20 protein-coding genes are annotated in these 24,607 nt (G+C 67.9%); 15 read left to right on the forward strand and 5 right to left on the reverse strand.

The genetic code is table 11. The annotated features are described in order from the left end of the window. Nucleotides 1-2,442 carry a cyclic nucleotide-binding domain-containing protein gene (locus DSM104443_RS10070; RefSeq protein ID WP_171091815.1) on the forward strand — a complete coding sequence of 814 codons (2,442 nt, stop codon included), beginning with the start codon at nt 1-3 and terminating at the stop codon, nt 2,440-2,442. Between the two features lie 10 nt (nt 2,443-2,452). Here the strand turns inward: DSM104443_RS10070 and DSM104443_RS10075 are convergent, their stop codons facing one another. From DSM104443_RS10075 to DSM104443_RS10095, 5 genes are all read right to left on the reverse strand, one after another. Next, nucleotides 2,453-3,184, reverse strand: a complete 732-nt coding sequence (locus tag DSM104443_RS10075) for a transposase (RefSeq protein WP_171091816.1) — start codon at nt 3,182-3,184, stop codon at nt 2,453-2,455. Nucleotides 3,185-3,271: 87 nt separating this feature from the next. After that, nucleotides 3,272-4,567 (reverse strand): lysophospholipid transporter LplT, encoded by a 1,296-nt coding sequence (lplT, locus tag DSM104443_RS10080; RefSeq protein ID WP_171091819.1) that lies wholly within the window; start codon nt 4,565-4,567, stop codon nt 3,272-3,274. 51 nt (nt 4,568-4,618) lie between these two features. Then, nucleotides 4,619-5,893, reverse strand: coding sequence for a putative bifunctional diguanylate cyclase/phosphodiesterase (locus tag DSM104443_RS10085; protein ID WP_171091821.1), 1,275 nt, complete (start codon nt 5,891-5,893; stop codon nt 4,619-4,621). Continuing rightward, nucleotides 5,890-7,455 carry a cyclic di-GMP phosphodiesterase gene (locus DSM104443_RS10090; RefSeq protein WP_171091823.1) on the reverse strand — a complete coding sequence of 522 codons (1,566 nt, stop codon included), beginning with the start codon at nt 7,453-7,455 and terminating at the stop codon, nt 5,890-5,892. Before DSM104443_RS10090 ends, DSM104443_RS10085 begins: the two co-directional genes overlap by 4 nt. 95 nt (nt 7,456-7,550) lie before the next feature. Then, on the reverse strand, nt 7,551-8,771 hold the full coding sequence (locus tag DSM104443_RS10095; protein ID WP_171091825.1) for a CaiB/BaiF CoA transferase family protein: 1,221 nt from the start codon (nt 8,769-8,771) through the stop codon (nt 7,551-7,553). Between the two features lie 44 nt (nt 8,772-8,815). Here DSM104443_RS10095 and DSM104443_RS10100 point away from each other — a divergent pair, with 44 nt between their 5' ends. From DSM104443_RS10100 to DSM104443_RS10165, 14 genes are all read left to right on the forward strand, one after another. Further along, nucleotides 8,816-9,199 (forward strand): hypothetical protein, encoded by a 384-nt coding sequence (locus DSM104443_RS10100; protein WP_171091827.1) that lies wholly within the window; start codon nt 8,816-8,818, stop codon nt 9,197-9,199. Nucleotides 9,200-9,323: 124 nt separating this feature from the next. Further along, a complete protein-coding gene (locus tag DSM104443_RS10105; RefSeq protein ID WP_171091829.1) occupies nt 9,324-11,150 on the forward strand; it encodes an FAD-dependent oxidoreductase in 1,827 nt (608 codons plus the stop codon). Between the two features lie 9 nt (nt 11,151-11,159). Beyond that, nucleotides 11,160-11,456 carry an STAS domain-containing protein gene (locus DSM104443_RS10110; protein WP_171091832.1) on the forward strand — a complete coding sequence of 99 codons (297 nt, stop codon included), beginning with the start codon at nt 11,160-11,162 and terminating at the stop codon, nt 11,454-11,456. Beyond that, entirely contained in the window at nt 11,453-12,685 is a 1,233-nt protein-coding gene (locus DSM104443_RS10115; protein ID WP_171091834.1) for a methyl-accepting chemotaxis protein, read from the forward strand. Before DSM104443_RS10110 ends, DSM104443_RS10115 begins: the two co-directional genes overlap by 4 nt. Nucleotides 12,686-12,732: 47 nt before the next feature. Next, nucleotides 12,733-13,062 carry a response regulator gene (locus tag DSM104443_RS10120; RefSeq protein ID WP_425509631.1) on the forward strand — a complete coding sequence of 110 codons (330 nt, stop codon included), beginning with the start codon at nt 12,733-12,735 and terminating at the stop codon, nt 13,060-13,062. Nucleotides 13,063-13,075: 13 nt separating this feature from the next. Then, entirely contained in the window at nt 13,076-15,100 is a 2,025-nt protein-coding gene (locus DSM104443_RS10125; protein WP_171091838.1) for a chemotaxis protein CheA, read from the forward strand. 26 nt (nt 15,101-15,126) lie between these two features. Then, a complete protein-coding gene (locus DSM104443_RS10130) occupies nt 15,127-16,407 on the forward strand; it encodes a methyl-accepting chemotaxis protein (RefSeq protein WP_425509624.1) in 1,281 nt (426 codons plus the stop codon). Between the two features lie 13 nt (nt 16,408-16,420). Beyond that, nucleotides 16,421-17,689, forward strand: coding sequence for a methyl-accepting chemotaxis protein (locus tag DSM104443_RS10135; protein ID WP_171091842.1), 1,269 nt, complete (start codon nt 16,421-16,423; stop codon nt 17,687-17,689). Further along, entirely contained in the window at nt 17,689-18,147 is a 459-nt protein-coding gene (locus DSM104443_RS10140) for a chemotaxis protein CheW (protein ID WP_171091844.1), read from the forward strand. Before DSM104443_RS10135 ends, DSM104443_RS10140 begins: the two co-directional genes overlap by 1 nt. Beyond that, nucleotides 18,144-20,198 carry a methyl-accepting chemotaxis protein gene (locus DSM104443_RS10145; RefSeq protein ID WP_171091845.1) on the forward strand — a complete coding sequence of 685 codons (2,055 nt, stop codon included), beginning with the start codon at nt 18,144-18,146 and terminating at the stop codon, nt 20,196-20,198. The genes DSM104443_RS10140 and DSM104443_RS10145 overlap by 4 nt, the downstream gene beginning before the upstream one ends. A gap of 3 nt (nt 20,199-20,201) precedes the next feature. Next, nucleotides 20,202-21,038, forward strand: a complete 837-nt coding sequence (locus DSM104443_RS10150) for a CheR family methyltransferase (RefSeq protein ID WP_171091847.1) — start codon at nt 20,202-20,204, stop codon at nt 21,036-21,038. Then, entirely contained in the window at nt 21,035-21,664 is a 630-nt protein-coding gene (gene cheD, locus DSM104443_RS10155; RefSeq protein WP_171091849.1) for a chemoreceptor glutamine deamidase CheD, read from the forward strand. The genes DSM104443_RS10150 and cheD overlap by 4 nt, the downstream gene beginning before the upstream one ends. Continuing rightward, on the forward strand, nt 21,664-22,695 hold the full coding sequence (locus tag DSM104443_RS10160) for a protein-glutamate methylesterase/protein-glutamine glutaminase (RefSeq protein WP_281359562.1): 1,032 nt from the start codon (nt 21,664-21,666) through the stop codon (nt 22,693-22,695). The genes cheD and DSM104443_RS10160 overlap by 1 nt, the downstream gene beginning before the upstream one ends. Nucleotides 22,696-22,745: 50 nt before the next feature. Beyond that, the gene (locus tag DSM104443_RS10165; RefSeq protein WP_171091851.1) at nt 22,746-24,599 is read left to right on the forward strand and encodes a 2-oxoacid:acceptor oxidoreductase subunit alpha; all 1,854 of its coding nucleotides are present in this window, start codon (nt 22,746-22,748) and stop codon (nt 24,597-24,599) included. Nucleotides 24,600-24,607: the final 8 nt, after the last annotated feature.

The raw sequence follows: 24,607 nt of genomic DNA on the forward strand, positions 1-24,607 counted from the left end.
ATGTCCAATTTCGACAATCGAACCGAGTTCCGCTGGTACAAGATCGGGATCATCGGGTCCGGGCCCGCGGGGCTTTCCGCCGCCGCGCACGCTGCCGAGCTCGGCGTCTCGCACATCCTGTTCGAGGCCGAGGACCACGCCTCCAACACGATCTACAAGTACCAGAAGGGCAAGCACGTGATGGCCGAGCCGGGGATCCTCCCGCTGCGAAGCCCCATGGCCTTCAAGGAAGGCAAGCGCGAGGAGATCCTCGGCGCGTGGGACGAGGGCCTCGCCAAGCACAAGGTCAACATCAAGTACAACTCGGAAGTGGTCGCGATCGAGGGCACGGACAACTCGTTCCAGGTGAAGACGAAGTCGGGCGAGTCCTTCTTCTGCCGCAAGCTGATCCTCGCGATCGGCCTGCAGGGCAACATCCGCAAGCTCGGCACCCCCGGCGAGAACCTGGAGCAGGTGCAGTACCAGCTGGACGACCCGAAGGCCTACGAGGACGAGACGATCGTCGTGGTGGGCGCCGGCGACGCGGCGATCGAGAACGCGATCGCGCTTGCCGAGCAGAACCGCGTGATCATGATCAACCGCAACGAGGAATTCGCGCGCTGCAAGGAGGGCAACCTCACGCTGGTGCTCTCCGCGATCAAGGACGGCAAGATCGAGTGCAAGTACGGCTCGGCGCCGACCAACGTCGAAGCCACAGGGGGCGACCCGCCGCTCAAGTTCTCGATCAAGACGCCCGACGGCCCGGATGTCATCGAGGCGCACCGCGTGATCGCGCGCCTGGGCGCCACGCCGCCGCGCAAGTTGGTCGAGGGCTTCGGCATCAAGTTCCCGCGCCCGGATCCCACCGCGATCCCGGAGCTCACCGACAAGTACGAATCGAACGTCCCCGGCATCTACATCATCGGCGCGCTGGGCGGCTATCCGCTCATCAAGCAGGCGATGAACCAGGGCTACGAGACGGTCGAGTACGCGCTCGGGAAGTTCATCGAGCCCGCGGACGAGCCGCTGCTCGCCAACAAGTTCGCCAGCTACTCGAAGACGCTCAAGGTCTCGCAGGTGCTGGACATGATCCACGAGAGCGTGCCGCTGCTGAAGACGCTGAACCGCCTGCAGCTGCGCGAGTTCATGCTGGAAAGCGACCTGCGCTCGCCGAAACAGGGCGAGGTCGTCTTCCAGAGGAACGACTACACCAACTCGTTCTACATGATCGTCGCGGGCACCGTCGAGGTGGAGTCGCTCGAGGACGGCAAGCACAAGGGCTGGTTCCCGCTGCCCGCGGGCACGTTCTTCGGCGAGCTCGGCCTGATCTCGGGCCGCCGGCGCTCATCGACCTGCCGTGCGGGTCCCGGCTGCGTGCTGATCGAGGCGCCGCGCCGTCCGATGCTGAAGCTGGTCGCTTCGCAGGACGCAGTGAGGAAGCAGATCGACGAAGTGTTCCTGCAGCGCGCCATCCGCACCTACCTGGCGCCGATGCTCCCGCAGGCGGAGCTGGACGAGCTGGTCGCGGGCGGCGTGCAGGTGAAGCGCTACGGCGGCGGGGAGATCCTCTTCAAGGAAGGCGATCCTCCGGACGGCGTGTACCTCATCCGCCGCGGCTCCGTGATGATCTCGCGCACGATCGCGGGGCGCGAGGTCGTGCTCTCGTACCTTTCCGCGGGCAACTACGTCGGCGAAATGGCGCTGCTCACCGACCAGCCGCGTTCGGCCACCGTGAAGGCGGCCGTGACGACGGAAGCGGTGATCCTCGATTCGGCCACCTTCAAGCGCGTCGTGGGTCGCAACCCGAAGTGGCGCGAGGAGATGGAATCTCGCTTCCTCGACCGCCTGCGCATGAACGCCGCGATGGAGAGTGCCCCGGATCCGGGCAACATCATCTCGTTCCTGCTCGCCCAGGGCGTGGGCGAAGCGACGGACGTGCTGCTGATCGACGAGTCGCTATGCGTGCGCTGCGACAACTGCGAGAAGGCCTGTGCCGACGTGCACGACGGGACCTCGCGGCTTTCACGGGAAGCGGGCCCGACCTTCGCGCAGATCCACGTGCCGACGTCCTGCCGCCACTGCGAGCATCCGCACTGCATGAAGGATTGCCCGCCGGATGCGATCCACCGCAGCCCGAACGGCGAGGTGTACATGAACGACACCTGCATCGGCTGCGGCAACTGCGAGAAGAACTGCCCGTACGGCGTGATCCAGCTGGCGCCGGTGGACCCGAAGCGCAAGCGCCCGAGCCTCTTCTCGTGGCTGGTGCTGGGCATGGGGCCGGAACCCGGCCGCGAGCCGAAGCCGAAGTCGAAGGACATCCCGAAGAAGGCCGTGAAGTGCGACATGTGCAAGGACCTCCCCGGCGGAGCCGCGTGCGTGCGGGCGTGCCCCACGGGTGCCGCCCTTCGCGTCTCGCCGGAATCCTTCCTGCGCTACACCGAGTCCAGCGACGTCGAGTAATTAATTGGGGTCAGACTCCCATTTCCGAATGGGAGTCTGACCCCAAATCATTCGGGGGACTCGTTCGCTTCCGGCCGCTGGTGACGGGCGCGGGTCGTCGGCTCCCCCGGGCTTCCAGCTCCGCGCAGAACCTCTTGCTGCCCAGCGCCCAACCGTTCTGGACGCTGCTTCGGATGCGCTCGAGTGTTTCCGTATCGATGTCCTCCTCGAAGAGTCCGATGTAGTTGATGCGGCGCGCTTCCTCGTCCTTCCCCAGGTCCGCGTGCAGGAAATGAGGCGTCAGGAGATCGTCCGGACGCTGCCATGCGTAGTGCCGGTAGCTGGACCAGATGAATTCGTCGGGATGGCCCGCCATGCCCGCGCGCACGGGATTGAGCTCGATGTAGCGCTGGCAGGTGAGGAGGTAGCGCTCCGTCTCCACCAGGGTGGCCTTGTACCGGCCTTCCCAGAGGGTGCCGGTCCGCTCGTGGAGCTTGTTGAAGTACGCGACGTAGCGTCGGCCGAGCGCTTGCATCGTGGCGGGGAGCGAGGTCGGGCGCCTGGGGGTGGCGAGCAGGTGCACGTGGTTCGTCATGAGCACGTAGGCATGCACTGCGACGTCGTGTTGGGCCGCGAGCGTGGTCAAGCACTTGTGGAAGTACACGCGGTCGCCCTCCGACATGAAGATCGCCTGCCGGTTGTTGCCGCGCACGATGACATGCGCGGGGGTGGATTCCATGAAGAGGCGGGGGAGGCGAGCCATGCGGGTTCAACGCGGAACCCCGGCGCCAGGCCGACCGAAACGGGAGTCTGACCCCCATTCGGAAATGGGAGTCTGACCCCAGTTAATTCAGTGCTTGGCTTCGCCGATGCGCTGGTCGAGGGTGGGGTCGGCCCGGTGGTTGGCCTGGTTCCACTTGAGGATCATCAGCATCGAGCCGGCGACGAACGCGCCGAAGATCACGATGATCACGTTGATCGGCAGGTGCATGCGGATCATCAGCGCGTAGATCGCGAGCATCAGCAGGATGCTCGCGTTCTCGTTGAAGTTCTGCACCGCGATCGAATGGCCGGCCGTGAGGAGCACGTGGCCGCGGTGTTGCAGCAGCGCGTTCATCGGCACCACGAAGTAGCCCGCCATCGCCCCGGCCAGCATCAGCACGAGGTACACGGCCGGCATCCACTTCACCCACACCAGCGTCATGACGACCAGCCCCATGGCGATGCCCACGGGCAGCACGGAGAGCGATTTCTTGAGCGGCACGCGCGCGGCGAGCACGGCCCCCAGCGTGATGCCGATCGCCGAGACGCCGAGGAGGATCGAGGCGCGGTCGAGCGGCAGGTGGAGCTGCTTCTCCGCCCAGCGCAGCGTCAACACCTGCAGCGTGGCCCCCGCGCCCCAGAAGAGCGTGGTCACCGCGAGCGAGATCTGGCCCAGCTTGTCGCGCCACAGCGTGTGGAAGCAGTGGGAGAAATCGGCGAGCAGGCGCAGCGGGTTCGTCTGCTGCTGCCCGTAGCGCGCGCCGGTATCGGGAATGGCGAGGTTGAAGCACGCCGCGATGACGTACGTGAAGCCGATGACGACGATCGCCGCCTCGGGCCCCGTGTCCACGGGCGTGTCGATGAACGGGAAGTCGAAGCGCAGCAGGCGCGTCGAGATCTCCGGCGAGATCAGCACGCCGCCCAGCAGGTTGCCGAGCACGATCGAGGCGACCGTGAGGCCCTCGATCCATCCGTTGGCCACGACGAGCTGTTCGGCCGGGAGCAGCTCGGTGAGGATGCCGTACTTCGCGGGCGAGTACGCCGCGGCGCCGAGACCGACGATCGCGTACGCGAACAGCACGAGCCAGTACGACTCCACGCCCGGAATGGTCACGCCCGCGGAGAGGAAGATCATCGCGCAGCCGAAGATCTTCAGCGTGTTCGTCGCGAACATCACCTTGCCCTTGGGACGCGAGTCGGCGAAGGCGCCGACGAAGGCCGCGAGCACGACGTAGCTCAGCGTGAAGCACCACTTCAGCAGGGGCGTGAGCCACTCGGGACCGTTGAGCAGCAAAAGCGTCTGGATCGCTGCAATGAACAGCATGTTGTCGGCGAGCGACGAAAAAAACTGCGCCGACATGATCGTGTAGAACCCGCGCTTCATGGCGGGCACTATACCTGACGCATGCTAAATCATGGGGTTACAACGGTTGTTTTAGCCCTCGGGACGTTCCCGGGCCCACCAGTCGCGGAAAGCCTTCTCCGAAAGGGGCGGGCTCACCACGAAGCCCTGCGCCACGTCGCACCCCAGCCGGCGCAATTCCTCCAGGGCGGAGGGCGCTTCCACGCCTTCGGCCACGGCGCGCAGGTCGAAGTTGTGCGCAAGGTTGATGACAGAGCGCACGATCTGCCGGTCGCCGTTGTCGGTGAGCAGGCCCGCGACGAATAGCCGGTCGATCTTGAGCTCGTCGAGCGGAAACCGCTTCAGGTAGGCGAGCGACGAGTAGCCGGTGCCGAAATCGTCGATCGAGAGCTGCACGCCGATGCCCTTCAGGCGCGTCAGCATGGCCATGGAGCGCTCCGCGTCGCCGATCATGGAGCTCTCGGTGATCTCGAGCGTGATCGTCCCCGGATCCACGCCCCAGGTCTTCATCGCCTGGTCGACCACCGTCGGCAGCTCGCCGTCGGTGAGGATGCGGGTCGAGATGTTGAGGGCGAAGCGCGGGGTCCCGTGGGCGGACTTCATGGTGGCCGCATGCCGCAGCACCGCGTTCAGCGCCCAGACAGTCAGCGAGCCGATGAGCCCCGTGCGTTCCGCGATGCCGACGATGGTGTCCGCAGGCAGGTCGCCCGCCTGGGCGTGGCGCCAGCGCACCAGCGCCTCGGCGGCGACCGGGCGTCCCGTGGAGAGCTCCACCTGCGGAGCGTAGGCCACCTCGAGCTCGTTGGCGCGGATGGCGCGCTCGAGGTCCAGGTCCATGCCGCGGTAGACCTCGGACTCGATCGTGTCTTCCGATTGCGTAACGTGATAGCCCTCTTCGCGCGTGGCGGCGATGCGCCGTGCGACGTCGCCCGCCATCAGCAGCTCGGCGGGGTCGTAGCCTTGCTCCGGAACCGTCGCGATGCCGATGCAGGGCCGAAGCACCGCGGTGCCGCCCTCGTGCGCGATGGGCCGGTCGAGGGCGCGCAGCACCTTCACCGCGGCGAGGATTGCCTGCGTGGGGTGCGCGAGGCGCGGAAGGACGATGCACACCTCGTCGTCGTTGATCGACGCGGCGCGGTCGTCGGTGCGAAGGACCTTGCGGATGCGCTCCAGCACCAGCGTCATGGTCACGGCGGCGGGAGGGCCCTTCAGGAGGGCCTGCAGGCGATCCACACGGCGCAGCTCGAGGACCAGCACCGCCATGCGTCCCTGCGTGGCACGCGCCACGGCGCTCTCGCGGTCGAGGAAGCGCAGGACCTCCTCGCGGTTGAAGTCTTCCGCGATCATGCGAGGTAGAAATCCTTGAGGTCGAGGCCGAAGGCTCCGGCGGCCAGGCCGCGGCGGATGAAGATCGGCTTCTCGTCGCCGGTCTTCGGGTCGTACAGGAGGTCGAGCAGCGACGGGAAGCCCACCGGCGTCTTGTCGGGGCCCGTCACGACGAGCACGCGCGGCTTCAGCCTGCGCACCTTGTTGTGCGCGACGACGATGGCGACCTCGCCCGTGTTGAGCTCGATCAGCGAGCCGACGGGGAAGACCCCGACCGACGAGATGAACTGCTGCACCAGCGCTTCCTGGAAATAGTCGCCGGCCCAGCCGGAGAGGCTGCGCATGGCTTCGTACGAAGACACCGCCTCCGCGTACGGACGGCGCTTGGTGATGGCGGCGAAGCAGTCGGCGATGCCGGCCATCCGTCCGAAGAGGCTGATCTCGGTGCCCAGCAGGCCTTCGGGATAGCCGCTGCCGTTGATGCGCTCGTGGTGGTGGGCGATGCCCTCGATCACCTCGGGGTGGAAGTTCGGCGTCGAGGCGAGGATGTCGAGGCCGAATTGCACGTGCTGCTTGGCGAGCGTGAATTCCTCGGGGGAGAGCTTGCCTTCCTTCTCCAGCAGGTCGCGCGGCAGCTTGATCTTGCCGATGTCGAGCAGCAGGCCGACCTGGCCCAGCATCGAGAGCTGCGGCTTGGGGAATCCGAGCTGCCGGCCGAACGCGGTGAGGTACACGGCGACCTGCAGGCTGTGGCCGTAGGTCGTGATGTCCTGCTCGCGAAGGCGCGCCACCCACATCAGCGCGTCGGGGTTGCGCACGATCGACTCGACCATGTCGTTCACGACTTCCTCGACCTCCTCGATCTCGAGGAGATGGCCGCCGCGGATGTCGATGACGAGCTTGTCGAGCACTTCGTCGGTTTTCTGGATGACCTCGCGGGCCTTCACGACCTCGACCTCGACGGGCACGGAGTCGCGATAGGTCTGCACGACGATGCCCGGAGGCAGAAGGGCGGCGCGTGCGGCCAGCTCCTGCGGGGATTCCTCGGGCTGCGGCGGCGGGGGCGGAGCGGCGTTCTCCGCGCTGCCCGAGGCCCCGCGCTTGAAGAGGCCCTTCATGCGCCCGAAGACGCGGCCGATCACGCCCTCACCCGATTCCTCGTCGCCCTCCTGTGTCATGCCCGGCACGATCGCGCCGGGGAGACGCTTTGCACCCGCGCCTTGCGTGAGGATGTCCTCGAGGTTCACGACGCGTCCGGCATCGTCCCGGGGCGGGGGCCGAGGCGGCGCAGGCTCGGAAGGCTTCGCGGAGCTGGTTTCGACCTGCGGGCGCGCGGTGGCGGGTTGCTGCGGTGCGGCAAAGCGCGGCGGGTGCTCGATGGCCGCGGGGGCCTCGTACTCGTCACCCAGCGAACGGGCGCGGTCGACGATCACCCACATGCAGTGCTGCTGCAGCTCGCGGATCTGCTCGTCGTCCTCGACGAGGAAGCCCTGCAGGAGGAACGGCGTGTCGACCCACGGACGATCGAGGTCGGCGACGAACATGCCGACGCGAAGGTCGGTCGTGGGTACCTTGGTTTCCATCGGGTCCGTTTGTTGTCGGTCTTCGCGTCACCCAGCACGGGCCATTCTACAGGCCGGACCCCCCTGCGATCCTGTTGAAAATCCCACAAAACCGCCTAGACGATGGCGCGTTTTCGCAGGCTTTCGATGGCCGGCGCATCGAGGCCCAGCAGCTCGGCGAGGACCTGGTCGGTGTGCTCGCCCAGGGTCGGCGGCGGAGAATCGTACGCGACGGGCGTCGCGGAAAAGCGCATCGGGTTCGCCACCAGCCGCACTTCACCGGCCTTCGCGTGCGGCACGCGGATCTCGAGGCCGCGCGCGATCACGTGCGGATCGGCGAACACCTGTTCGAGGTTGCGGATCGGCCCGCAGGGAACGTCGGCCGCCTCGAGGCGCTCGAGCCATTCGGCGGCGGGACGCGTGGCGAGCTTCGAGGCGAGCATCGGCACCAGCGCGTCGCGATGCTTCACGCGCTCGGGATTGGTGGCGTAGCGCGGATCGGCGGCCAGGGCGCGCTCGCCCAGCACCTCGCAGAAGCGCGCGAACTGCGAGTCGTTCCCGACCGCAACGATGAGGTAGTCGTCCGCGGACTTGAAGACTTGGTACGGAACAATCGACTGGTGCGCGTTGCCGAGGCGCCCGGGAATCTCGCCGGATGCGAGGTAGCTCGTGTTCATGTTGCCGAGCATCGCCACCTGGACGTCGAGCAGCGCCATGTCGATGTGCTGGCCGGTTCCGGTGCGCTCGCGGTGGAAGAGGGCGGCCACGATCGCGTTGGCCGAATAGAGGCCGGTGAAGAGATCGGACACGGCCACGCCCACCTTCTGCGGCCCGCCGCCGGGAAGGTCGTCGCGCTCGCCCGTGATGCTCATCAGGCCGCCCATGCCCTGCACGATGAAGTCGTAGCCCGGGCGGTCGGCGTACGGCCCCGTCTGGCCGAAGCCGGTGATCGAGCAGTAGACGATGCGCGGATTCACCGCCGCGAGGCTCGCGTAGTCGAGCCCGTAGCGCTTCAAGTCGCCGACCTTGAAATTCTCGGCGACCACATCGCACTTCGCGGCGAGCTCGCGTGCGAGCGCCTGGCCTTCGGGCTTCGCGATGTCGAGCGTCACCGAGCGCTTGCCGCGGTTGGCGGCGAGATAGTAGGCGGCTTCGATGGGGCGGCCCGCATCGTCGCGCAGCCACGGCGGGCCCCAGCGGCGCGTGTCGTCGCCGGTGCCGGGACGCTCGATCTTGATCACTTCGGCACCGAGGTCGGCGAGGATCTGTGTGGCCGTGGGACCGGCGAGCACGCGCGTGAGGTCGAGGACCCGGATGCCTTCGAGGATGCGTTGCATGGCGGAGGATTATGCGGCAGGCTGGCCGCGGAGGTACTCAAACCATGCTCGTCGTTGCCGGATTCGTTCTCTTCGCGCTGGGCGCCCTGTCGGGCGTGTGGCTCGTCCTCGCCCCGTTCGGTTTCGTCGCCGGCCCGCCGGGCCTCGCGCTCTGGGCGTTCTTCCCCGTCTTCACCGTGATCGGCTATCTCCTCGCGGCGGCCCCTTCGCGTGACACGATCCTCCCGGTCCTCTCCAAGGTCGCGGGTGCGGTCCTGCTGCTGCTGGAACTCGCCGCAGCCGTGGGCCTGGTGCTCGAATCGATGCAGATCGTGGTCGCGATGGGCGCCCTCACGTCGCTCTGGTACGTGCTGGTGATCGGCCTGGTGCTGGGCGCGGCGGGGCTCGCGTCGCACCGCGGCACGCCGCCGGGCGGGGCGCGCGCCTAGCGCGGCGGAGCCCGAAGCACGCGCGCCGCGAGGGTTTGCCGCGCCCTGCGGGCCGCATTTCTCGCCGCCTGTTCAAAGGGTTGGCCCCCCGGTAGACTGGCCCCACTATAAGAGGAGGGGTCCCTTGAAACCGACCGATATCGGTCAGCCGGAATACTTCCACCGCGTCGTCGATTGCCAGTGGGCATGTCCTGCCCACACCCCCGTTCCCGAATACATCCGGATGATCGCGCAAGGCCGCTACGGCGATGCGTACATGGTCAACTGGAAATCGAACGTCTTCCCCGGAATCCTGGGGCGCACCTGCGACCGTCCCTGCGAGCCCGCCTGCCGCCGCGGCCGCGTCGAGGAGAACCAGGGCGAGAAGCCCGAGCCCGTCGCGATCTGCCGCCTGAAGCGCGTCGCGGCCGACTACAAGGAAGACATCACCGATCGCCTCCCGAAGGTGCCCGCGCGCAAGAACGGCAAGCGCGTGGCGTGCATCGGCGCCGGCCCCGCGTCGCTCACCGTCGCCCGCGATCTCGCGCCGTTGGGCTACCACGTCACGGTGTTCGAATCCGATCGGCGGGCGGGCGGCATGATCCGCAGCCAGATCCCGAAATTCCGGCTGCCCGAGAGCGTGATCGACGAGGAGGTGGGCTACATCCTCGACCTCGGTATCGACTTCAAGTCGGGCCATCGCATCGACTCGCTGAAGAGCCTGCTCACCGCCGGCTTCGACGCCATCTTCGTGGGCTCGGGCGCACCGCGCGGCCGCGACCTCGACATCCCCGGCCGCAAGGAAGCGGCGGGCAACATCCACATCGGCATCGACTGGCTCTCCTCGGTGTCCTTCGGCCACGTCACCAAGATCGGCAAGCGCGTGATCGTCCTCGGCGGCGGCAACACGGCGATGGATTGCTGCCGTTCCTCGCGCCGCCTGGGCGGCGACGACGTGAAGGTCATCGTGCGCTCCGGCTTCGAGGAGATGAAGGCGAGCCCCTGGGAGAAGGAAGACGCCCAGCACGAGGGCATCCCCATCCTCAACTACCTCGTGCCGAAGGCGTTCACGCACGCCGACGGCAAGCTGACCGGCGTGCTGTTCGAGAAGGTCGCCGCCACGAAGGACGAGAAGGGCCGGCGCAAGCTCGTTCCGACCGGCGAGCCCGACGTGCACCACGAATGCGACGACGTCCTGGTCGCCGTCGGCCAGGAGAACGCCTTCCCCTGGATCGAGCGCGACATCGGTCTGGACTTCGACGAGTGGGGCATGCCGAAGCTCGATCCCCTCACGCTGCAGTCCACGCGCAAGGAGATCTTCTTCGGCGGCGATTCGGCGCTCGGTCCCAAGAACATCATCTGGGCCGTGGCGCACGGCCACGACGCCGCGATCTCCATCGACCGCCACTGCAACGGCGAGGACGTCCGCCAGCGCCCGCCGCCGATGGTGAACCTGCTGTCGCAGAAGATGGGCATCCACGAGTGGAGCTACGACAACGCGATCACGGGCGACGCGCGCTTCAAGGTGCCGCTGAAGGACCTCACGATCGCGCTGAAGGACATCCGCCAGGAAGTGGAGCTGGGCTTCGACCCGGCGCTCGCCTTCCAGGAGGCGCAGCGCTGCCTCAACTGCGACGTGCAGACCGTCTTCGCGCCGAAGCTCTGCATCGAGTGCGATGCCTGCGTGGACATCTGCCCGATGGACTGCATCACGTTCACGCCCGATGGCCCGGAGGGCGAGCTTCGAGCGCGCCTCACGGCCCCCGCACGCAACGAGACGCAGGCGCTCTACATCGGCGCCGGCCTCAAGACCGGCCGGATCATGGCCAAGGACGAGGACGTCTGCCTGCATTGCGGGCTGTGCGCCGAGCGCTGCCCCACGGGCGCCTGGGACATGCAGAAGTTCCTCCTCGACATGACGCACGCAGGGCCTGCTTGCCGCGACCGCAAGCCCGAGCGCAGCCTCGCCTAGGAGGCGCCCATGACGACCAAGCGCGGGAAAGCGGTCCGCGAGCACCGCGTCGATCTCGGCGCGGACCTTCGCATCGGGCGCGCACGCGAAATCTTCGAGGCCCTCGCCGCCGCGGGCAACAAAGCTACGGTTGTAATCGACGCGAGCACAGTTGCAAAGGTGGATGCGGCCGGTTTGCAGGCGTTGGCGGTCCACGTTGTGCAGTGGCGCACAGCCGGGAAGGCGTGGCGTTGGGATAATCCCACCGAGACGCTGCGCACCTCCGCGCGGTCTGCGGGCCTCGACGAGGCCCTGGGACTCGAATGATTCAGGACCTCCTTGCCCTGTGCCGGATCTACCGGCCGAAGCTCGCGCTCATGCTGCTCATGATCGCGATGCCGTGGGCATGGGCCGCGTTCTGGGTGCCGTGGTGGGTGAACGTCGTGTGCCTCCTCACCGTGCCCATCGCGATGGGCATCCTCATGCTGCACGTGATGCCGCCGCCCGAGCTGCCGCGGCGCGAGACCGACACGTCCGAAGTCCCCGACGCGCAGATCCGCAAGATGCGCAAGATGTCCTCGGGCGTGCACAACCTCCTGTCGCGCTGGTCCACGCACGCCGACCGCTCGCGCACGCACATCGAGGAGGTCAGCAGCCACGTCGACGACGTGATCGAGTATTCCGAGAGCGCCGTGGTGGAGATCGGCAAGCGCTTCGTGTCGGTGACGCGCAAGACCCGCAAGCAGGTCGACTACGCGCTCGCCATGCTCGAGCACGCGGGTCCCGACGGCAAGCGCCGCGAGAGCCGTCCGCTGCCCGAGCTGGTCACGGCCTACGAGGACCTGGCCGCGAAGGTCGCCAGCAGCCTCGCCAAGGTGGCCGAGAGCGCCGAGGCGCTGGAGAAGCGCCACGAGACGGTGCGCAAGGACTTCGAGAACATCGACAAGATGCTCGACCAGCTCGCCGCGCACGACAGCCAGATCGGCGTGCTGGCACTCAATACCTCGGTGAAGGGCCAGGACGTCGTCTCTGTGAGCGACCAGATCCGCACCCTGAGCCTGGAATCGAAAGCGCTCACGCGCGACATCCGCCGGACGCTCGAGCAGGTGCGCGGCCAGGCCACGAGCATGCACAGCGCCGTGCGCAACGCCGTGGGCCAGGCGCGCGAGGCCTCCACGTTCGCGAGCGCCGAGGGCCAGAAGCTCTCGCGCGAGATGCTCTACAACAGCCAGGAAGTCTCCGAGACGCTGTCGCAGATCGGCGGCATCGGCAACGAGATCCAGCGCGACATCAACGAGATCATCGTGGCGCTGCAGTTCCAGGACATCACGCAGCAGAAGTTGCAGCGCTTGAAGGATCCGATGCTATCCGACCTCATGACGGCCCTGCGCGCAATCTTCGACGAGACGCGTTCGCTCTCGGTGAAGCTGGAAGGCAGCGGCCTGGTGGAGGCGGGAACAGAGAAACCGCGTGGCGGACCCGAAACGCCGGGCAACCTCGGACCCGCCGGGGTCCAGGGACGGCGCAAGGGTGACGAAGCGGTCGAGATTTTCTGAAGGGAGATGCAGTGGCGCGAATTCTGGTCGTCGACGATTCCACCACCATGCGGCAGATGGTGAGCTTCACATTGCAGGACGCGGGCCACGAGGTGACGGAGGCGGCCGACGGCATCGCGGCGCTCGCGGAAGCGAAGGGCGGGCGCAAGTTCGACCTCGTGATCACCGACGTGAACATGCCGGGCATGAACGGCATCGACCTCGTGAAGTCGCTTCGCGAGCTCGCCGATTTCAAGTTCACCCCCATCCTCGTCCTCACCACCGAAGCCGGGCAGGACGTGAAGGCCAAGGGCCGCGAGGTCGGCGCCACCGGCTGGATCGTGAAGCCCTTCAGTCCCGAAGTGCTGATCCAGACGCTGCGGAAGGTCCTCGACTGAGGTCGGGTCTGCAATGACGATCGACCTCACCCGCTTCCACGAAAGCTTCTTCACCGAGAGCCTCGAGGCGATGGACGCCACCGAGGCCCACCTGCTGGCGCTGGAGTCCGCGGGCGACCGCGACCCCGGTGCCGCCGAGGAACGCGTCAACGCGATCTTCCGCGCCGTGCACTCCGTGAAGGGCGCCGCCGGCAGCCTCGGCTTCGGTCCCATCGGGGAATTCACGCACCACCTCGAGAGCTTCCTCGACCATGCGCGCAAGGGCTCGGTCGCCGTCGCGGGCAGCGCGGTGGACGCGCTGCTGGCCAGCGTCGACCACACGCGCTCCCTGTTGAAGGCGGCGCGCGACGGGGGCGAGGTCGATGCCAACCGCTCCGTCCTGCTGGTGGAGACGCTGCGCCACCTCTCGCCCGACAATCCGTTCGCGCCGCAGGCTGCCAAGCCCTCGGAAGCCGATACCGCCGGGCCCGCGCAGGTCACCTACCGAATCCGCTTCGAGCCCTCGCTCGATTTCTTCCGCTCGGGCAACGACCCGCTGCGCATGTTCAAGGTGCTCTCCGAGATGGGCACGCTGGTGGCCAAGGCGGATACCGCACGGCTGCCGGCTCCGGAAGCGTTCGATCCCGAGGCCTGCTACCTCGCCTGGGACCTCCTGCTCACCACGGCCACGCCGCGCGGCGACATCGAGGAGGTGTTCGCCTGGGCCGGCGAGGAGAGCCGCGTGACGATCGCCGTCGACACGCCCGCGCCCGCGGCGGCCGCCGCCGCTCCGGTTGTTCCCGAGCGCCGCGCCTCCGACGAAAGGCGCGACCGCCGCCAGGCCGATCGCCGCCGAGCCGAACGCCGCGGAGACGAGGAGGTCGGCGCGGAGCTGCGCACCGACCGGCTGCACGTGAGCCGCGACCGCGTCGACGAGCTGATCAACCTGATGGGCGAGCTGGTCATCACCAAGACGATGCTCAAGCAAGCGGTGAGCACGCTCGATCCGTCCGCCATCGAGCGGCTGGAGCAGATCCTCGCCAGCCTCGAGCGCAACACGCGCGATCTCCAGGACCGCGTGATGTCGATCCGCATGCTGCCGATGAGCCACGCGTTCGGCCGGTTCGCGCGGCTGGTGCGCGACGTGGGGCAGCGCACCGGCAAGCAGATCACCCTCGAGATCACCGGCGGCGACGCGGAGCTCGACAAGTCGGTCATCGAGAAGCTGGTCGATCCGCTGACGCACCTGGTGCGGAACGCTCTCGACCACGGCATCGAGGCGCCGCCCGAGCGCAAGGCCGCGGGCAAGCCCGAGGGCGCGACGCTCAAGCTGCACGCCGAGCACAAGGGCGGGCACATCGAGATCCGCGTGTCCGACGACGGCCGCGGCATCGACGTCGCGCGCGTGCAGGCGAAGGGACGCGAAGTGGGCCTGCTGATGCCGGGCGAGACCATCGACGCCGAGCGCGCCTGCGAGCTCATCTTCGAGCCGGGGTTCTCGACCGCGGCCGAGGTGGGCGAGCTTTCCGGGCGCGGCGTGGGCCTGGACGTCGTGCGGAAGAACATCCTCGCGCTGGCCGGGACGCTGCGCTTCGAATCGAAGCCGGGCCGCGGCGCCGAAGTCGTGCTGCGCCTGCCGCTCACGCTCGCGATCATCGACGGCATGCTGGTCACGATCGGCGCGGACGCCTACATCGTCCCGATGACGTCGATCGTGGAGTGCCTGCAGCCCGATCCCTCGACGATGAAGAGCATCGCGGGGCGCGGCATGCTGGTGGAGCTGCGCGGCGAGTACCTGCCGCTGCTGGAGCTGGCCCGCCTCACCGCGACGGAAGGCGCGGCGGCGTTCGAGGACGGCCTGCTGATCGTGCTCGAAGCGGAAGGCAACAAGGTCGCGCTGCTGGTCGACGCGCTGGTCGGCCAGGAGCAGGTCGTGATCAAGAGCCTCGAGCGCAACTATCGCAAGGTCGGCTACATCGCCGGCGCAACCATCCTCGGCGAGGGCCGGGTGACGCTGATCCTGGACGTGGCGAGCCTGGTGAGGGCCGCTCGTGAATGAGCACTCCCATGAACGAAAATAAAAAAATGCATTGGTTCTTCCGTCCGGCGGCCGCGCTCCTGATCCGGATGCAGTACAAGTCGAAGCTGCCGATCCTCGCAAGCCTGTTCTGCGTTCCCCTCGTGATCGCCCTTGTCGCGCCCCCTTCGGGCTGGACATCGCCCTCGGCGTGGGCCGTGGCCCTCACCTTCGCGTTCGCCTGGTACTGCATGGGCGCGCACATCTCCGCGGCCGACGAGAGCTGGCTGCACGTCCAGCGCGTGGCCGGGCGCCTCTCCGAGCACGACCTTCGCGGCCTGGACTCCGACGGCTACTCGCGCGACGAAGCCAGCGAGGCCCTGGGCTCGGGACATTTCGGCCGGCTGCACGCCACGCTCCTCGACACGCACGACCGGCTTCGCGAGCTGGTGACGCACGCGCGCGTGAGCGCCGATGCGGCGCGCATCGCCGCCGACGAGCTCGCCTCGGGCAACGTGAACCTCTCGCAGCGCACCGAGCAGCAGGCCTCCACGCTGGAAGAAACGGCGTCGGGCATGGAGGAGCTCGCGGCGACCGTGAAGCAGAACGCGGACAACTGCAAGCTCGCCAACGACCTCTCGGGCAACGCCGTGGGTGTCGCGAACAAGGGCGCCGAGCTCGTCCATCGCATCGTCACGACGATGACGCTGATCGACAAGAGCTCGAAGAAGATCGTCGACATCATCGGCGTGATCGAGTCGATCGCGTTCCAGACCAACATCCTCGCGCTGAATGCCGCGGTCGAAGCGGCGCGCGCCGGCGAGCAGGGCCGCGGCTTTGCCGTGGTGGCGGGCGAGGTGAGGAGCCTCGCGCAGCGCTCCGCCGAGGCGGCCAAGGAGATCAAGAGCCTGATCGGCGAGTCGGTGGGCAACGTCGACCAGGGCGCGAAGCTCGTGCAGGACGCCGGCCACATCATGAACGACGTGGTGGTGAGCGTGAAGCAGGTGAAGGACCTGATCAGCGAAGTCGCCGTCGCCTCGCGCGAGCAGAGCTCGGGCGTCGGCGAGATGAACAAGGCGTTGATGCAGTTGGAAGGGATGACGCAACAGAATGCGGCGTTGGTCGAGCAGGCGACCGCATCGGCTCTCACTTTCAAGGAAGAAGCCGCGCAGCTCTCCGGGCTCGTCCGCCAGTTCCGGCTGGACGATTCGGAAGATTTGCCGGGTGCCGAGCCTTACGCGGCGCCCGTCTCCGCACCTGAACCCGTGGCCGTGGTACCGCCCCGGCCCGCTCGTGGTCTCGGATTCAAGCCGAAAGGCGCCGGGCACGAGGAGTGGGAGGAATTCTGAGGATGCAAACATCATGAAATGGATCCTGTCGCCAGGCATGGCCTTCTTCATCCGGTTGCGAAACCAGATCAAGCTGCCGCTCATCGCCATCCTCTACACCGTGCCGCTCGCGATCGCCGTCGTCGCCAACCCGCCGATGTGGCTCTCGCCCGTGGGCATCGCCATCCTGGTGACGTACGTCTTCGCCTGGTACTGCGGAGCCTCGCACTACTACAGCGCCGACGAGGCGTGGAAGATCGTGCGCAGCGTCGCCTCGCGCCTGAACGAGCGCGACCTGCGCGGCGGCGACCTGATGACGCAGGAGGAAGTGCGCGCGCGCCTGGGCGAGGGCCAGTTCGCCTCGCTCTTCGGCACGCTCGCCGACGCCCATGACCGGCTGCGCACGCTCACCGTGCAGGCGCAGCAGAGCGCGGAAGCCGCGCGCGCCGCCGCCGACGAGCTGGCCGCGGGCAACGTGAACCTCTCGCAGCGCACCGAGCAGCAGGCCTCCACGCTGGAAGAAACCGCCTCGGGCATGGAAGAGCTCGCCGCGACGGTCCGCCAGAACGCGGACAACTGCAAGCTCGCCAACGACCTCTCCGGCAACGCCGCGGGCGTGGCCAACAAGGGTGCGGCGCTCGTGAACCGGATCGTCACGACGATGGACCTGATCGACAAGAGCTCGAAGAAGATCGTCGACATCATCGGCGTCATCGAGTCGATCGCCTTCCAGACGAACATTCTCGCGCTGAACGCGGCCGTGGAAGCGGCGCGCGCCGGCGAGCAGGGCCGCGGCTTCGCGGTGGTCGCGGGCGAGGTGAGGAGCCTTGCGCAGCGCTCCGCCGAGGCGGCCAAGGAGATCAAGGGCTTGATCGGAGACTCGGTCGGCAACGTCGACCAGGGTGCGAAGCTCGTGCAGGATGCCGGCCACATCATGAACGACGTGGTGGTGAGCGTTCAGCAGGTGAAGGACCTCATCAGCGAGATCGCGGTCGCCTCGCGCGAGCAGAGCTCGGGCGTGGAGGAAATGAACAAGGCCCTGATGCAGCTGGAGGACATGACGCAGCAGAACGCCGCGCTCGTGGAGGAGGCCACCGCCTCCGCGCTCACCTTCAAGGAGGAATCGGCGCGGCTGTCCGGGCTGGTCGGCCAGTTCCGCATCGACGAGACGGCGCGCCTGCCCGGAACGCCCGCACGTCCGGCGCCCGTGGCGCCCGCCATTCCCGCGGCGCGTCCCGCCCGCACCCTGGGCCAGAAGGCCGGCCCCAAGACGGACGGACACGAGGAGTGGGAGGAATTCTGATGAAACGCGAGCTGCTCACATTCACGCTCGGGACCGAAAGCTACGGCCTCGACATCCTCAAGGTGCAGGAGATCCGCGGCTACGAGCCGCCCACCCGCATCGCCAACGCCCCCGACTTCATCAAGGGCGTGATCAACCTGCGCGGCCACATCGTGCCGATCGTCGACCTCCGCCTCAAGCTGTCCGTGGGCGAGGCCCGCTACGACGGCAGCACGGTGGTGATCATCCTCAACGTGCTGGGGCGCGTGGTGGGCGTCGTGGTCGACGGCGTCTCGGACGTGATCACGCTTCCCGAGGACGCGGTGAAGCCGGCGCCGGAATTCGGTGCCGTGCTCGACACCCAGTACATCCTCGGCCTCGCGACGGTCGAGGGCCAACTCCTCATCATCACCGACATCGAGAAGCTCATGGGCGCACGCGAGATGGCGCTCGTCTCGGACATGGCGGAGGGGGCATGAAGGTCGAGGCCAAGCGATCGCTTTCCATCGGCACCAAGTTCCTGCTGATCGCCGCGGCCAGCCTCATCCCGCTCGCGCTCACGCTGGCGCTGCTGCTGCTGGAGATCAACGATCGCGTGGTCCAGGTCGACCGCGAGCGCCAGGGCCTGGTGGTCCACCAGGGGCTGAAGAAGGTCCTGTACTCGCTGGTCGAGCACCGCGACGCCTCCGTGCGATGGCGCATGGGCGATGCGAGCGCGCAGGCGAAGGTCACCAAGCTCGCGACCGAAGTGCAGCGCGACCTGGACGAGGCGACCCAGCTCGCGGCCAGCGTCGCCTGGGCCCCGGAGGTGAGCGCCGGTCTCTCGGACACCGCCGTCGCCTGGGACATCGTCCGGCGCAGCGTCGAGAACCGGCCGCCGGAAGAGACCTGGCTCGAGCACAACGAGCTGCTCACGATGAACGTGATGCCGCGCTTCTCGCAGGTGGGCCGCCTCTCGGGCCTCTACGTGGACCCGGATCCCGCGAGCTACTACCTCGTGCGCATCGTCGTGGAGCGCGTGCCCGTGCTCGCCGGCCGCCTGGGCGAGATCCGCTCGCTGCTGCCGATGATCGACTCGCGCAATGCCCCCGGCATCGTCGAGCTGGACAAGCTGCAGGTCGGCGGGGCGCTGGCGCAGGCCGACGTCGACGCGATCGACATGGATTCGAAGAACCTCGCGCGCGTGGACGCCGAAAGCACCGCGACCCTGAAGCTCCCCTTCAGCGCGCTGGACGCGACGGCCAACCGCTTCCTCCGCACCGTGGATTCCTCGGTGCGCTCCGCGCGGTCGAACCGCCCGGAATGGGCCTCGGCGCGCGACGTCCCGAACGCCGTCGACAAGACCTTCGAGCTCTACGACCGCGGCACGCAGGTGCTGGCGATGCAGCTCTCGGACCGGCGGGGCAGCCTCGTCGCGCAGCGCAACCTCCTGCTTCTCCTCGCCGTGGGCGTGGTGGGCGCGGCGGCGCTGCTGGGCTTCTTCCTCATGCGCTCCATCAGCCGGGCCATCGGCGGTGCGCTGGATGTCGCCGACCGCGTCGCCTCCGGGGACCTCACGCAGGTCGTCGAGGTGCGCGGCACGGACGAGACCGCGCGCCTCATGCAGGCGCTTCGCACCATGAACCAGGCGCTCGCGCGCATGGTGGGCGAGGTGCGCTCGGTGGCCGAGTCGGTGGCGAGCGAGGCGCGCCAGCTCTCGGGCGGCAACCGCGACCTCTCCGAGCGCACGGAATCGCAGGCCACGGCGATCGAGGAGGCGGCCTCCAGCATGGAGGAGCTCACCGCGAGCGTCCGGCAGAACATGGACAGCGCGCGCGAGACGCTCAAGCTCACCGGCAAGGCGTCGGACGCGACCACGCGCGGCATGGAAGCGGCCTCGCGCGTCGTGGACCACATGGACTCGATCCGCGGCAGCACCAAGCGCGTGGGCGAGATCGTCGGGATGATCGACTCGATCGCCTTCCAGACCAACATCCTGGCGCTGAACGCCGCGGTGGAAGCCGCGCGCGCCGGCGAGCACGGCCGCGGCTTCGCGGTGGTGGCTTCCGAGGTTCGCAACCTCGCCAAGCGTTGCGCGGACTCCGCGCGCGAGATCAAGGGGCTGGTGACGACCTCGAGCGCCCAGGTGACCGACGGAGCCCGCCTCGTGGACGAGGTGGCCGAGGCCATCGGCGACATCAACGCGCGCGTCTCGGAGGTCGACGGGCTGATGAACGGCATCGTGGCCGCGAGCGTCGAGCAGAGCAGCGGCATCGAGCAGGTGGGACAGACGATCACGCAGATGGAGCGCGTCACGCAGCAGAACGCGGCGATGGTCGAGGAGATCCTCGCCGCCACCGAGGCGCTCACGCGCCAGACGTCGCGCCTCGCGGCGGTCGTCGGAGCGTTCCGCCTGCAGGCTTCCGAGGCAGCCCAGGGAGCCGCCCCGGCGCCGGCGTCGAAGGTGGAAGCGGTGGCGGCCGAGGCGATCGGCAAGGCCTCGCGGCTGCCATCGCGAAATGCGCCGCGGCGCCTGTCGCAGAAGAACTGATGAATGAGTGAGACGCGGGAGTTTGCCTACACGCGGGAAGATTTCGAACGCGTTCGCAAGCTCATCCATGGCCGTGCCGGGATCGCGCTCGCCCAGGGCAAGGGCGAGATGGTCTACAGCCGCGTCGCGAAGCGCGTGCGGGCGCTGAACCTCGATACGTTCTCCGCGTATCTCGCTGTCCTCGACGACGACCTGCATCCCGAGTGGGAGCACTTCGTCAATGCGCTCACCACGAACCAGACGGACTTCTTCCGCGAAGCGCATCACTTCCCGATCCTGGTCGCGCATGCCCTGGCCAAGGGGAACCACGTGCGCGTGTGGAGCGCGGCGTCTTCCACCGGCGAGGAGCCGTATTCGATCGCGATGGCGCTCTGCGAGGCCTTCGGCACGTTCGAGCCTCCGGTGCGCATCCTCGCCACGGACCTGGACAGCAAGGTGCTCGCCACCGGCAGCGCGGGCATCTACCCGATGGAGCGCGCGGCACCCGTGGACGAGGAGCGCCTGAAGCGCTTCTTCCTCCGCGGCAAGGGCGAGAAGCGCGGGTTCGTCCGCGTGCGCGAGGAGTTGCGCGCGCTGATCGAATTCCGCCAGCTCAACCTGCGCGACGTGCAATGGGACATCGAGGGCCCGTTCGACGCGATCTTCTGCCGCAACGTCCTCATCTACTTCGACAAGCCGACGCAGCGCGCGGTGCTGGAGCGCCTCGTGAAGCGCCTGGCCGCCGACGGCCTGTACTTCGCCGGCCATTCCGAGAGCCTGCTGCACGCCTCGGATCTCCTCGCGCCCCGCGGCCGCACGGTCTACAGCCGCGCGAGCCATCCGGGACGGCCGTTCGCATGACGACGCGCTCGCGCGACGGCGGCAAGGACAAGTCGAGCGGCACCACGCGCGACTCGCACTACATCGACCGGCAGTTCAACCTGCCCGCCGCGAAGATCGGCCCGGGCGAGGTGTACGCCACGCAGCGCAACATGGTCATCGTCACGGTCCTGGGCTCGTGCGTCTCGGCCTGCCTTCGCGACCCGGAGACGAACGTGGGCGGCATGAACCACTTCATGCTTCCGCACCACGAGGGCCAGCCCGACGGGCCGCTCTCCGAGTCGGCACGCTATGGCGCATATGCGATGGAGGTGCTGGTGAACCACCTCCTGTCGCTCGGCGCGCGGCGCGACCGGCTGGAGGCGAAGATCTTCGGCGCCGGGCGGATCGTGCCCGGCATGTCGGACGTGGGCGCCAAGAACGCGAAGTTCGCCGTCGAGTACCTGGAGCGCGAGCGCATTCCCGTCCTCGCGCAGGATCTCGGCCGCGTCGAGGCGAGCAAGGTCTACTTCTTCCCGCACACCGGGCGCGTGCTGGTGAAGCGCCTGAAGACCCTCAGCAACGACACCGTGCTGATCCGCGAGCGCAACTACGCCGAGCGGCTCGACGAGCTCGCCAAGGGCGGCGGCGCGGACATCTTCGTCTGATGGCGATCCGCGTCCTCATCGTCGAGGATTCACCGCTGATGCAGCGGCTGCTCTCGACCATCATCGGGGCGCAGGACGACCTCAAGGTCGTGGGGACGGCCGGCGACCCGATCGAGGCGCGCGAGCGGATCAAGCAGCTGAAGCCCGACGTGATCACGCTCGACGTCGAGATGCCGCGCATGGACGGCATCACCTTCCTCGAGCGGCTGATGCGCTTGCGCCCCATGCCGGTCGTGATGATCTCCTCGCTCACCGAGAGCAACGCGCAAGTGACGCTCCGCGCACTCGAGCTGGGCGCCGTGGACTTCGTCACCAAGCCGGGCGGCGAGGGCTCGCGCGACCTCGCGAATTTCGGCGACGACGTGGTCGAGAAGGTGCGCGCCGCCGCCAAGGCCGAGGTGCACGCGTTTCCCGATCCGCCCACGGTGCCCGCTCCAGCCGTGGCCACGTTTCGCCCGAGCGCGCTCATCGCCGTGGGCGGCTCGACCGGCGCCACCGAGATGATCCGCGAGCTCCTAACACGGCTCCCGTCCAACTCGCCGCCCGTGGCGATCGTGCAGCACATGCCGGAGATGTTCACGCGCCTCTTCGCCCGGCGCCTGGACGACCTCTGCGCCCTGAAGGTGACCGAGGCGGAGGACGGCGAGCCGCTGCAGGCCGGCCATGCCTATATCGCGCCGGGAGACTGGCACCTGCGCATCGACGCGAAGGGCGGCGACTACATCGCGCGCATCGGCCAGGAGATGCTCGTGAACCGGCACCGGCCCTCGGTCGACGTGCTGTTCGAATCGGTGGCCAAGGCCGCCGGCGACAAGGGTGCCGGGGTGCTGCTGACCGGCATGGGCAAGGACGGCGCCGAGGGCCTGGGCGCCATCAAGCGCTCGGGCGGGGCTACCTTCGCCCAGGACCAGGCTTCGTGCGTCGTCTTCGGGATGCCCAAGGCGGCGATCGAGGCGGGGTACGTCGACCACGTGGAACCCGTGGCGGGCATCGCCCAACGGCTGGTGGAGGTCTTGCGCCGCCCGGGGTAGGGCTGAACTAGAATGCGGGGAAGCACCTCTCGGAGGAGGATGCAGCGAAGATGAAGAAAATAGAGTCGGTCAACGACTTCGTCATCAAGTTCGCGAACGTGAATGGGTCGGGCTCGGCCTCGGCCAACACGCTGTTCGCGAAGTCGATCATGCGCATGGGCGTGCCCATCAGCCCGCGCAACATCTTTCCCTCGAACATCCAGGGGCTTCCGACTTGGTATGAGGTCCGCGTGTGCGAGGAAGGCTGGCTCGGGCGACGCGGCGGCTGCGACCTCATGGTCGCCATGAACCCGCAGACGTGGGAGCCGGACGTCGCCGAGATCGAGCCCGGCGGCTACCTCTTCTACGACTCCACGCGGCCGATGCCGCAGAGCAAGTTCCGCGACGACATCCATGTCCTCGGCATGCCGCTCACGGAGATCACGAACAACGCGTACTCCGATCCCCGCCAGCGCCAGCTCTTCAAGAACATCATCTACGTGGGCGCGCTCTCGGCGCTGCTGGAGATCGACGTCCCGGAGATCGAGAAGCTGATCGCCGAGCAGTACAAGGGCAAGGAGAAGCTGCTCGAGCCCAACATCAAGGCCCTGCACATGGGCCGCGACTATGCCCTCGCGAACCTGCCGTGCCCGCTCGGCATCCGCGTGCGGCGTGCCGACCGCGTGGGCAAGAAGGTGTTCCTCGAGGGCAACAGCGCGGCCGCCCTGGGCTGCGTCTATGGCGGCGCCACGTTCGCCGCCTGGTATCCGATCACGCCGTCCTCCTCGATGGCCGAGGCGTTCGCCAAGCACTGCCGCAAGTTCCGCACCGATCCCGAGACCAGCAAGAACCGCTTCGCCATCGTCCAGGCCGAGGACGAGCTGTCGTCGATCGGCATGGTGATCGGCGCGGCGTGGAACGGATCGCGCGCGTTCACCTGCACCTCGGGCCCGGGCATCTCGCTCATGAGCGAGTTCATCGGCCTCGCGTACTTCGCCGAGATTCCCGCGGTGGTCTTCAACGTGCAGCGCGCCGGCCCTTCCACGGGCATGCCCACGCGCACGCAGCAGGCCGACGTATTGTCGTGCGCCTATGCATCCCACGGTGACACGAAGCACGTGCTGCTCTTCCCCGAGGATCCGAAGGAGTGCTTCGAGCACGCCGCGGTCTCGTTCGATCTCGCCGACCGCCTGCAGACGCCGGTGTTCGTGCTGCTCGACCTCGACATCGGCATGAACGAGCGCCTGTGCGAGCCGCTCAAGTGGGACGACAGCCGCCACTACGACCGCGGCAAGGTCCGCAGCTACCAGGACCTCGAAGCCGGGGCGCGCTTCGGTCGGTATCTCGACGTCGACGGCGACGGCATCACGTACCGCACCTATCCGGGCACGCACCCGAAGCGCGGGTCGTTCTTCACCCGGGGGACGAGCCGGGACAGATATGCGCGCTACACCGAGGACGGCAAGGCCTACGTCGACAACATGCAGCGGCTGCTCCGCAAGTTCGAGACCGCCAAGGACCTCGTGCCGAAGCCCGAACGCTTCGATGCGAGGAAGCCTTCGCGATTCGGAGTGATCTACTACGGTTCGACCAGCCCCGCGATGCGCGAGGCCCTGGCCGACCTCGAGGCGGCGAGCGTGGAGATCGACGCGCTGCGGATCCGGTCCTTTCCGTTCCACGAGGAAGTGATCGAGTGGGTCAACCGCCACGAGCACGTCTTCCTGGTGGAGCAGAACCGCGATGGGCAGTTGCGCACGCTGCTGATCGCCGAGGGCAACGTGGATCCGAACAAGGTGACGCCGGTGCTGCACTACGACGGGACGCCGATCACGGCGCGCTTCATCCGGGGCGAGATCGCGCAGCGGCTCGGGGCGTTCAATGTCACGCCGATCAAGAAGACGGCCGCGACCGGTGGCGGGGAATAAGGCTTTGT

Origin of the sequence: Usitatibacter rugosus (assembly GCF_013003965.1) — a bacterium.
Classification (GTDB): Bacteria; Pseudomonadota; Gammaproteobacteria; order Burkholderiales; family Usitatibacteraceae; genus Usitatibacter; species Usitatibacter rugosus.